Origin of the sequence: Clostridium sp. AF29-8BH (assembly GCF_003478145.1) — a bacterium.
Taxonomy (GTDB): domain Bacteria; phylum Bacillota; class Clostridia; order Lachnospirales; family Lachnospiraceae; genus Otoolea; species Otoolea fessa.
This window is the reverse complement of sequence record NZ_QUEL01000001.1, coordinates 332,672-344,004: the sequence shown is the minus strand read 5'-3', so window position 1 is coordinate 344,004 and position 11,333 is coordinate 332,672. Positions and strand designations below refer to the sequence as shown.

The following is an 11,333-nucleotide window of genomic DNA, read 5'->3' as shown; positions in this document are numbered from 1 at the left end:
AGGTAGGCACTTTTGGAACCGAAAGTGCCGTAAGAAAACGTGGTGGCAGCAGGAATTTGCCGTATTTAAATGCGAAGCCACGGCAAATTCCGTTACTGGGCACGTATGCATGAACAGTAACAAAATCGGCTGCCCGCGCGTTGCTGTACGGCACTTGCAGTTTCAAACGTGCCAATTTGTGAGGATATATTAGAACAATACTTCTCCGATAATCTCCACCGCATCGCTGATGCAGTCCGGACAGGCACGCAGCACATTTCCTGTTTCCACACCCTTCAAATCCCTACAGACCACGCTCTGGTTCTTCTCAAGGAAACGCGCGATGCACTCTCTGGCATCCTTATAAGAAACCGCCTTCGAATTCGCCAGCTCCAGATCCCCGGTACTATCCTTCAGCCCCGCCAGCACAGCCGCCGCCGAAATGGCCCCGCAGGTACCATTCATGCCGCCCATGCCAAGACCAAGCCCCTCCGTCACCTTAAACAGCGCCACCTTGTCCAAATCCACCTTATCCGCAAACGCACACGCCACCGACTGGGCACAATTATACCCCATTGCATGAAACTGAGCCGCCTGCTGCTGACGCGCTGAAATCTCTTCTTTCGTCATACTGATACCTCCTAAAATTTTCTTAATCTGCTAAATTTTTTATATTATACTATTTATGCCAATTATAACATACATTTCCACTTTTTAAACACCCCCAAAAGCATACAACATACAGCGCCAGAAGCCAAATGCCCTCCGTTGCATTTGCAGGAGTCTTGGTAACTCTTGGCTCGCAGAGATTTGTGTTAGAGTTCAAAATACACCTGTCTGAGCGAAGCGAGTTTGTATTTTGGACTCTGCTTTTAACAAATCTATGCAAGCCTAGTGTTACCGGCTCCGAAACCGCAACGGAGGGCATTTGGCTTCTGGCGCGTCACCTTGCCATTTTTATGCATTTCTATATATTTCTATTTCATCAGCGTAACCATAACCGCCTTCTGGGCATGCAACCGGTTTTCCGCCTCTTCAAAGATCTCAGACGCATGTTCTTCAAAGATCTTCTCGGTAATCTCCTGTCCACGGTAAGCCGGCAGACAGTGCATTACCATCGCCCCCGGTTTTGCCGCAGCCATCAGTTCATCATTGATCTGATATCCCTGGAATGCCTGCTGGCGGATCTTCTTCTCTTCTTCCTGACCCATGGAAGTCCATGTATCTGTGATGACAACGTCTGCATTTTCCACTGCCTTGATCGGATCATTTACCAGTGTAAATGCGTCATTGCCAGCTGCGAAATCTAGCACTTCTTTCGCCGGACGGTAATTATCCGGAGTTGCGATAGATACCTGCATATCCGATTTCAGACCGCCTACGATCAGGGAGTTCGCCATGTTGTTGCCGTCGCCGATGTAACACATCTTGAGTCCTTTCAGTACGCCGTATTTCTCACGGATCGTCATCAGGTCAGCCAGTACCTGGCACGGATGGCAGAAATCAGTCAGACCGTTGATGATCGGGATAGAACCGTATTTTGCCAGATCCTCCACTTCTTTCTGCTCATAGGTACGGATCATGATGCCGTCCAGATAACGGGACAGTACGCGTGCGGTATCCTGTACCGGCTCACCGCGTCCGATCTGTAAGTCGCGGGAGGAAAGGAACAGTGCCTGTCCGCCGAGCTGGAACATACCTGTCTCAAAGGAAACTCTGGTACGGGTGGATGACTTCTGGAAAATCAGGCCGATAGATTTGCCCTCCAGAAGACGATGTGAAATGTGATGTTTTCGTTCATATTTTAACTGATCTGCCAGATCCAGGATCGAGGTAATCTCCTCCGGTGTGCAGTCCAACAGCTTTAATAAATGCTTCATGTCTAAAATACCTCCCTCATAGCAGCGATTGCCTCGTCCATCTCCTCTTTCGTGATGACAAGCGGCGGAAGCAGACGGATCGCCTCTGTACCGGCTGTCAGGACCAGGACGCCTTTCTCCATCAACTGACTGACCATCGCAGCTCTCTCATCTTTGTCCACTACGATGCCTAACATCAATCCCATGCCGCGAACAGTCTTTACCTTTGGAGAACCGATCGCTAAAATCTCCTTTTTCAGGTACTCGCCCTTTTCCTGAACCGATTTCAGGAATTCCGGCTTATTTACGATATCTAATACGGTATTGGCAGCCGCACAGCAGAGCGGATTGCCACCGAAGGTTGTACCGTGCGTACCGGCGCCCAGTACATCCTGGCATTTCTTATCCGCCATGACAGCACCGATCGGAACACCGCCGCCGAGTCCCTTGGCCATACTGATGATGTTCGGCTGAACGCCGTACTGCTCATAGCAGAACAGGCTTCCGGTACGTCCGATGCCCGTCTGAACCTCGTCAATCAGAAGCAGGATGTCCTTCTCCTTGCAGAACTCGGCAGTTGCCTGTACAAATTCCTTATCAAGCGGAAGGACGCCGCCCTCGCCCTGAATCATCTCCATCATGACAGCGCAGGTCGTACCATCGATCTTGCGCTTCATGTCTTCGATATCATTGGCTGTTGCATAATCAAATCCTTCCGTAAATGGGAAGAAATACTGATGAAACTTGTCCTGTCCGGTTGCCTTTAATGTCGTCACGGTACGTCCGTGGAAGGACTGTTTCAGCGTGATAATCTTATTTCTTCCCTCGCCGTATTTGTCAAAGGAATACTTTCTTGCCAGCTTGATCATACCCTCGTTGGCTTCCGCACCGGAGTTTGCAAAAAAGATTTTTCCCATTCCGGCTGCATCGACCAATTTCTTTGCTACCTGCACCATAGGCTCGGTGTAATACAGGTTGCAGGCGTGCATCAGCTTATGTGCCTGCTCCGATATCGCAGTCGTCAGCGCATCGTTGTCATGGCCAAGACTGTTGACACCGATGCCGGAGGTCAGATCAATGTATTTCTTTCCCTCCGTATCCCACAGCGTCGCGCCTTTTCCGTGATCCAGCGCAATCGGAAAGCGGCCGTATGTATGCATGATATATGTTTCTTCGCCCTGCTTGATTTCTTCAAATGTCATAAAAAACCTCCTAACGCCCACATCTGCCCGCAAAGCTTCCAGCATCCGTCCTGCATTTCAGCTAAAACAGCCCGGATTCGTGCAGAATCTAGTTCATCTGCTGTTTACGAGAACATGGTTCCTACACCGTCATTGCTCAAAAGCTCGACCAGAATCGAGTGCGGCACACGACCATCCTGGATATTGGCACGTTCTACGCCCTGGCGCACTGCCTCAACGCAGCAATCTACCTTCGGAATCATGCCGCCGGAGATCACGCCCTCTTTGATGAGTGCCGGAACCTCGGAAACTTTCAGTCTCGGAATCAATGTCGAATCGTCTTTCGGATCGCGCATCAGACCGCATACATCCGTCAGAAGAATCAGTTTTTTCGCTTTCAGTGCCACCGCCAGCTTCTCCGCTGCCGTATCTGCATTGATGTTATAGTTTGTCTCCTCGTCCATGCCTGCTGCCACGGAGGAAACAACCGGGATAAAGCCCTCATTTAAAACATCGAGAACGACTTTCTCATTGACTTCTTTAATATCTCCCACATAGCCGTATTCCGTTCCATCCGGATCGACTAACTGGATCGCCTTGAAGAGTCCGCCGTCCATGCCGCCCAGACCAACGGCATGTCCGCCTGCTTTCTCAAACAGGGAAACAAGGTTTTTGTTAACCTTGCCGCAGAGAATCATCTGGACAATATCCATCGTCTCGCGGTCTGTGTAGCGCAGACCTTTGACAAATTTAGACTCTTTTCCGGTTTTTTTGAGCATCTCCGAAATCTCCGGACCGCCTCCGTGTACCAGCACGACCTTGATGCCTACCAGATTTAAAAGGACGATATCCTCAATCACCGCCTGCTTTAAATCTTCATTAATCATGGCGTTTCCGCCGTATTTTACAACGATAATTTTACCTGCATATTCCTGAATATAAGGCAGTGCCTCTACCAGGACTTCTGCGCTCATTTTTGATCCTGTTTTCATCACGTCCGATAATCTCCATTAATCTTCACATAATCATAGGTCAAATCGCATCCCCAGCAGGTAGCGCTTCCGCTGCCTTCCTGAAGCGTTACATTGATCTCCACTTCATCCTGGCTTAAGATTTTCTTTGCCAGATCTTCATCAAAATCAAGTCCTCTGCCGTCCTCACAGACCGCAATGCTGCCCTCTTTGGAAGCAAACTCGACTAACACTTTCTCCGTGTTAAACTCAGCTCCGGAATAGCCCATCGCGCAGAGAACGCGTCCCCAGTTCGCATCGGAACCGAACATTGCTGCTTTGGTCAGGGAAGAACCGGCGATGGATTTTGCCAGTACCTCGGCTGTCTCCTCGTCCTTCGCTCCCTTCACGGTACAGGTCATCAGCTTGCTTGCGCCCTCGCCGTCTGCCGCAATCTTACGAGCCAGATCCTGCATAACCGTCTGCAATGCCTCGCGGAATGCCTCGTATGCCGGATCTTCTGCAGTAATCTCCGCATTGCCAGCCATACCATTTGCCAGAACGGTACACATATCGTTGGTGGAAGTATCGCCGTCAACAGTCACACGGTTGAAGGTACGTTTTACATTGAATAACAGCGCCTTGCGGATCATCTCGCTGCTGACTGCACAATCGGTTGTGATGAAGCACAGCATCGTTCCCATATTCGGGTGAATCATGCCGGAACCCTTACAGATACCGCCGATGTGGCAGGTTGTTCCATCTACATCAAATTCAACAGCGATCGTCTTCACTTTTGTATCGGTCGTCATGATCGCTTCTGCAGCTACCAGGGAGTTGTCATATTTCATCTCCATCTCGCCTGCATGAGCCTCGATCGCCTCAACCGGAAGCGTCTGACCGATGACGCCGGTCGATGCTACGATTACATTTTCCTCCGAAACGCCCAGCGCTCGCGCGCCTGCCTTTGCCTGTCTTCTTGCATTCTCCATGCCAAACGGAGCGCACGCATTCGCATTACCGGAATTGACAATAACCGCCTGTGCCTTTCCGTCGGCCAGATGTTCCTTTGTCAGTAAAATCGGTGATGCCTTGACGCGGTTGGTCGTATAAACCGCCGATGCGTTGCAGACACAGTCCGAAAGGATCATCGCCAGATCCTTTTTTGTATGAGATTTGCGGATTCCACAGCGCATCGCGCCCGCTTTAAATCCTTTTGCAGCACAAACACCGCCTTCGATTATCTTCATATGACATTCCTCCTGTCATTTTTATATAACTTCGCGTCTATAGTCCCCCGCAGCTATTTTATGGTTTTATCTCTCAACCCCAAAATATCTAAAAAAACCATCTGCCATTCTTTTATTATAGCACTTTTCTATAGTGCCAGTCCAGCTGTCTCCTCAAATCCGAGCATCAGATTCATGTTCTGAACGGCTGCGCCTGAAGCACCCTTTCCAAGATTATCAAAGAGCGCCGTCACCATGGTCTGTTCCCCGTGACCATTGACAATCAGCTCCAGACTGTCTCGACCTGCCATATCTGCCGCCGCGATCATACCGTCATATCCAAACGGATGTACCTTAATGAGCTTCTGTCCGTCATACCAGCCAGCCAGCTTCTCATAGATATCTTCCGCGGTCGGCCCGCCGTTTAAGAGGCGGTTCTGAAGCTGGATCGTGACCGCCATTCCTTTATAGTAGTCATCCACGATCGGACTAAAGACCGGCGGATAATCAAGTCCGCAGACCTTCTGCATCTCCGGTAGATGCTTATGTTTCAGCGTCAGACCATAAATACGGGGTGCGAAATAGCTCTGCGGCTTCTCCGGCGATTCATACTCGGCAATCATCTTTTTACCGCCGCCGGAATAGCCGGTCAGGGAAAAGACTGTCATCGGATAATCCTTCGGGATGATCCCCTGCGCCACCAGCGGATAAACGGAAGTGATAAATCCAGTTGCATGGCAGCCTGGATTCGCCACCCGGCTGGATGTTTTGATCGCCTCGCGGTGCTCCTTTGAAAGTTCCGCCATGCCGTACGCCCATCCTTTGGCTGTCCGGTGCGCGGTAGATGCATCAATGATGCGCGCCCCAGAACCTTCCGCCAGTGCAACTGCCTCAACCGCTGCCGCATCCGGCAGGCACAGGAATACGATATCCGCCGCATGAATCAGCTTTCTTCGCTCTTCCGTGTCCTTGCGCTTTGCCTCATCGATCAGAAGCAGCTCGATGTCCCCTCTTTTCGCCAGACGATCGTAAATCTGCAGTCCGGTTGTTCCTTCTTTTCCGTCTATATAAATCTTCGGTTTCGCCATTGTTCGTCCCCCGTTTCCTGTCCTACTCCTGAACCTTGTGTTCGCTTACAAATTTCTCAATCACAGAAATCTGGCGGGTTACTTCCTCCGGAGCCGGTCCGCCGATTACCTTACGTCCACGTACACAGGTCTTCAAATCAATCGCTTCATATACGTCATTTTCAAAGACATCGGAATGTGTCTTGTACTCTTCCAGTGTCAGATCGGCTAAGGACTTGTCCTCACGTACACACTGGGCTACCAGCTGTCCGACGGTCTTGTATGCGTCACGGAACGGCATTCCCTTCTTGGTCAGGTAATCTGCACAGTCCGTTGCGTTGATGAAGCCTTTCAGAGCCGCTTTCTTCATATTGTCTTTCAGGATCTGCATCGTGGAGAACATTGGAGTCAGCACGCGCAGGCACTGTTTTACGGTGTCAATCGCATCAAAGACTGCCTCTTTGTCTTCCTGCATATCCTTGTTGTATGCCAGCGGAATACCCTTTAACATGGTAAGAAGGGTAAACAGATCGCCGTACACGCGACCGGTCTTGCCGCGGACCAGCTCGCAGACATCCGGATTCTTCTTCTGCGGCATGATGGAGGAACCGGTTGAAAATGCGTCATCCAGCTCTACAAACTTGAACTCCCAGGAACACCAGGAAATAATCTCCTCAGAGAAACGGGACAGATGCATCATCAGAATGGATAACGCTGCCGTCAGCTCTACGCAGTAATCACGGTCGGAAACACCGTCTAAGGAGTTGTTGGTCACTCTGGCAAATCCAAGCTGCTGGCGTACAAAATCACGGTCGATCGGATAAGTCGTGGAAGCCAGCGCGCCAGATCCGAGCGGCATATCATCCATGCCCTCTAAGCAGTTTTCCAGACGGATTACATCACGGCGCATCATATTGGCATATGCCATCATATAATGTCCAAATGTAACCGGCTGTGCACGCTGCAGATGTGTATAACCCGGCATAACAGTTTCCAGATTGTTCTTTGCGCTCTCGCAGAGTGCTTCCATGAAATCGAGAATTTCCTTTTTGATCGCCACGATCTCTTTCTTCACGTAAAGACGCATATCCAGTGCAACCTGATCATTTCTGGATCTCGCCGTGTGAAGACGTTTTCCGGCATCGCCGATGCGCTCGGTCAGAATCTGCTCTACATTCATATGAATATCCTCATAATCCTGTGAGAAATGAATCTTACCTGCCTCAATATCCGCTAAGATACCTTTCAGTCCTTCGATAATCTTGTCTGATTCTTCCTTCGCAATGATACCCTGCTTGCCCAGCATAGCCGCATGGGCCATGGAGCCTGTGATATCTTCCTTATAAAGACGACAGTCAAAGGAAATCGATGAGTTAAAATCATTTACCTCCAGATCTGTCTCTTTTCCGAATCGTCCTGCCCATAACTTTGCCATAAGTGTAAACTCCTTTTTATTCTCTGATTTAGAACCAATGCGACCATTGGAACCGGCAGATACCGGAAAACCAATGGTCACCATCGGCTGCGGGCTTGTCGCCTGCAGATTATTTATTATTTTCCTAAATTACTCTACGCCTGGAAAATGCTCGCCGGTCCTTGCTGCCAGAACTTCGTCGTTCAGGGCGCGAACCTTGATCGGAAGTCCAAACAGGTTGATGAATCCAGCGGAATCTGCCTGATCGTAGCAGTCATCCTCATCGAAGGTAGCCATACCTGCGGAATACAGGCTGTACGGGGATGTAACAGATGCCGGAATAATGTTGCCCTTGTAGAGTTTCAGTTTTACATCACCGGTTACGGTCTCCTGTGTGGAATCAACAAATGCGCTCATCGCCTTGCGAAGCGGTGTGTACCACTGACCGTTGTATACTAACTCAGCGAACTTGAGAGCCAGCTGCTGTTTGTAGTGCTGTGTCTCTTTGTCCAGAGTGATTTCTTCCAGTTTCTCATGAGCCTTGTAAAGGATAGCTCCACCAGGAGTCTCATATACACCACGGCTCTTCATGCCAACCAGACGGTTCTCTACAATATCCAGAAGTCCGCAGCCGTTCTCACCGCCTACCTTGTTCAGAACCTCGATTACCTTCTCTGCATCCATCTCCTCGCCGTTTACACTGGTCGGAACACCTTTCTCGAAGTGGATGGTTACATAAGTAGCTTTATCCGGTGCATTCTCCGGAGATACGCCTAACTCAAGGAATCCAGGTTTGTTGATCGGAGCCTCGTTTGCCGGATCCTCCAGATCCAGACCCTCATGGGACAGATGCCACAGGTTCTTATCCTTGGAGTAGTTGGTCTCTTTCGTAATCTTTAACGGAATGTTGTGAGCCTCTGCGTACTCGATCTCTTTTTCACGGGAATTCAGTTCCCAGAAACGCCACGGAGCGATAACATCCATCTGCGGAGCAAATGCCTTGATAGCCAGTTCGAAACGAACCTGATCGTTTCCTTTACCGGTACAGCCGTGGCAGATAGCGTCTGCGCCCTCTTTCTTCGCAATTTCAACGATTCTCTTAGCGATAATCGGACGAGCGAAGGAAGTACCTAACAGGTAATGCTCATAAGTAGCGCCAGCCTTCATGGTCGGGATGATGTACTCATCTACGAACTCTTTCTTCAGATCCTCGATGTACAGCTTGGAAGCACCTGTCTTTAATGCCTTCTCTTCCAGACCATCCAGCTCCGCACCCTGACCTACGTCAGCGGAAACTGCAATAACCTCACAGCCATAGTTTTCTTTCAGCCACGGGATTAAAACCGATGTGTCCAGACCGCCTGAATATGCAAGAACAATTTTATTATATTTCTTAGCCATTTTTCATTTCCTCCAATCATTTGCCTGCGTGATGCTTTTTCTTTGTCCATCCAGTCAACTAAGACCGGCAGATTTATATGCCTCACGTGAAATTACCCAGATTATACCTCCTTGATCCTAATTATGCAATACTTTTTTTGCATTTTTATGAATAATTTTTGTATAAAAACGTGTTTTATGCATTTTTCATGTGTTTTATGCATAAAAATAACATTTACGGACTTCATTTATATGCTATGCTACATGATAGGTATAAGTATTATAAATAAGTGGTACTGTGTGTGTACAGTAACATGGTACTGCCCTTCCTGCATTCTAAAATATGCATCTTGATTTAAAATGTCAAAATTGCTATTATAATGTAAGAATAAAATGAAAGCATTCGAAAGGATAAAAACCATGACGATCAATGAAAAAGCACTCGAACTTCATGAAAAATGGAACGGCAAGCTCGATACCGTCTCCAAAGTACAGGTAAAAACCAGAGAGGATCTGGCTCTGGCATACACACCGGGCGTTGCAGAACCATGTAAGGTAATTGCAAAAGATCCGGAAGCTGCATACCGCTACACCATCAAGTCCAACACTGTAGCCGTTGTCTCCGACGGAAGCGCCGTTCTGGGACTTGGCAATATCGGACCGTTAGCAGCTATGCCGGTTATGGAAGGAAAAGCCGTTCTGTTTAAAGAGTTCGGCGGCATCAATGCATTCCCGATCTGCCTCGACACACAGGACACCGAGGAGATCATCGAGACAGTTGTCCGCATTGCCCCGGCATTCGGCGGTATCAACCTGGAGGACATCTCCGCACCGCGCTGCTTTGAGATCGAGGAACGTTTAAAGAAACTGTTAAACATTCCGGTTTTCCACGATGATCAGCACGGAACCGCCATCGTCGTACTGGCAGGCATCATCAACGCCCTGAAAGTAACCGGCAAGAAGAAGGAATACTGCCGCGTCGTTGTCAACGGCGCCGGAAGCGCAGGCGTTGCCATCACCAAACTGCTCTTAAACTACGGATTCCCGCATATCACCATGTGTGATAAGACCGGTATGCTCTGCAAGGGCATGGAAGGGCTTAACTGGATGCAGGAAAAGATGGTCGAAGTTACCAACTTAGAGCACAAGACGGGCACACTTGCCGATGCATTAAAAGGCGCTGACATCTTCGTAGGCGTGTCTGCTCCGGGCATCGTTTCCCAGGAGATGGTTGCTTCCATGAATAAGGATTCCATTCTCTTCGCAATGGCAAACCCGGTACCGGAGATCATGTCGGATCTGGCAAAAGCTGCTGGTGCAAGAGTCGTAGGAACCGGACGTTCCGATTTCCCGAACCAGGTCAACAACGTTCTCATCTTCCCAGGCATCTTCCGCGGCGCTCTGGAAGGACGCGCAACCGCTATCACCGAAGAAATGAAACTGGCTGCTGCCAACGCAATTGCTGCTCTGGTTGATGACAGCGAATTGAGCGACGAGAACATTCTTCCGGCAGCATTTGATCCGCGTGTAGCTGACGCTGTTTCCAAGGCTGTGAAGGAACACATTAAGAAATAAACGTAACAATTCAAGCGATTCTCGCATTTACCGTAAGAACCGCACAAAATTTGCACAGTTACGAAATAATAATAAAGGAGTTTTTCCATGCTGGCTGAACCGATGACACTTTACAAACTGATGAATCTCTATATGCTGCACCAGGTCAATTTTCCGCTGACCAACGCGCAGCTCTCCAATTTTTTCCTGGATCGTGAGTACACCACGTATTTCACACTCCAGCAGGCTTTGAACGAGCTTCTGGATGCAGGTCTGGTAAAAAAGGAGACGATGCGGAACAGCTCCCGCTATGAGATCACTAAGGAGGGCGAGGAAACGCTGGAATTTTTCGGCAAAAACATCTCTCCTGCCATCGTCAGCGACATGGATGAATACCTGAAACAGAACCGCTTCCGCATGCGAAACGAGGTAGGACTGATCTCCGATTTCTATAAATCGACCAATCAGGACTACATCGTTCACTGCGAGGTGCGGGAAGGAAAAGCCGTTCTTGTCAATCTCGATATCTCCGTTCCGGATAAGGAGCAGGCGGAAATCATGTGCAATCACTGGAAGGATCGAAGCCAAGAGATTTATGCTTATGTGATGAAATCTTTGATGAGTGAGCATGGGGTGGAGAAAAAATAAAGACGATAAAAAATCGCATACGAGACGAAAAAGAGAGTCCTCCGCGTGATTGCAAAATCACACGGAGAACTC

At 49.1% G+C, this 11,333-nt stretch carries 10 protein-coding genes; 2 read left to right on the top strand and 8 right to left on the bottom strand.

Annotated elements, in window-relative coordinates; all coding sequences use genetic code 11:
* Positions 1 to 189: 189 nt before the first annotated feature.
* The 8 genes from DWZ16_RS01510 to DWZ16_RS01475 form a co-directional block, all read right to left on the bottom strand.
* Positions 190 to 609: a C-GCAxxG-C-C family protein gene (locus DWZ16_RS01510; RefSeq protein WP_107000101.1), complete on the bottom strand. Its 420-nt coding sequence runs from the start codon at positions 607 to 609 to the stop codon at positions 190 to 192.
* A 347-nt stretch (positions 610 to 956) separates the two neighbouring features.
* Positions 957 to 1,859, bottom strand: coding sequence for an ornithine carbamoyltransferase (argF, locus tag DWZ16_RS01505; RefSeq protein WP_022358782.1), 903 nt, complete (start codon positions 1,857 to 1,859; stop codon positions 957 to 959).
* A 2-nt stretch (positions 1,860 to 1,861) separates the two neighbouring features.
* Positions 1,862 to 3,040: an aspartate aminotransferase family protein gene (locus DWZ16_RS01500; RefSeq protein WP_118522153.1), complete on the bottom strand. Its 1,179-nt coding sequence runs from the start codon at positions 3,038 to 3,040 to the stop codon at positions 1,862 to 1,864.
* Between the two features lie 104 nt (positions 3,041 to 3,144).
* The gene (gene argB / locus DWZ16_RS01495) at positions 3,145 to 4,011 is read right to left on the bottom strand and encodes an acetylglutamate kinase (protein WP_118472016.1); all 867 of its coding nucleotides are present in this window, start codon (positions 4,009 to 4,011) and stop codon (positions 3,145 to 3,147) included.
* Complete coding sequence (argJ, locus tag DWZ16_RS01490; RefSeq protein ID WP_107000104.1) at positions 4,011 to 5,219, bottom strand: bifunctional ornithine acetyltransferase/N-acetylglutamate synthase; 1,209 nt, start codon at positions 5,217 to 5,219, stop codon at positions 4,011 to 4,013. The genes argB and argJ overlap by 1 nt, the downstream gene beginning before the upstream one ends.
* 128 nt (positions 5,220 to 5,347) lie before the next feature.
* Entirely contained in the window at positions 5,348 to 6,286 is a 939-nt protein-coding gene (gene argC / locus DWZ16_RS01485) for an N-acetyl-gamma-glutamyl-phosphate reductase (protein WP_118522152.1), read from the bottom strand.
* A gap of 22 nt (positions 6,287 to 6,308) precedes the next feature.
* Positions 6,309 to 7,700 (bottom strand): argininosuccinate lyase, encoded by a 1,392-nt coding sequence (gene argH, locus DWZ16_RS01480; RefSeq protein ID WP_022358445.1) that lies wholly within the window; start codon positions 7,698 to 7,700, stop codon positions 6,309 to 6,311.
* 129 nt (positions 7,701 to 7,829) lie between these two features.
* Positions 7,830 to 9,080 (bottom strand): argininosuccinate synthase, encoded by a 1,251-nt coding sequence (locus DWZ16_RS01475; RefSeq protein ID WP_118522151.1) that lies wholly within the window; start codon positions 9,078 to 9,080, stop codon positions 7,830 to 7,832.
* 399 nt (positions 9,081 to 9,479) lie between these two features.
* On the opposite strand from DWZ16_RS01475, the gene DWZ16_RS01470 reads away from it, so the two are divergent.
* Both DWZ16_RS01470 and DWZ16_RS01465 read left to right on the top strand, forming a co-directional pair.
* Entirely contained in the window at positions 9,480 to 10,634 is a 1,155-nt protein-coding gene (locus DWZ16_RS01470; protein ID WP_118522150.1) for an NADP-dependent malic enzyme, read from the top strand.
* A gap of 87 nt (positions 10,635 to 10,721) precedes the next feature.
* Positions 10,722 to 11,261 (top strand): DUF4364 family protein, encoded by a 540-nt coding sequence (locus tag DWZ16_RS01465; protein WP_107000108.1) that lies wholly within the window; start codon positions 10,722 to 10,724, stop codon positions 11,259 to 11,261.
* Positions 11,262 to 11,333: the final 72 nt, after the last annotated feature.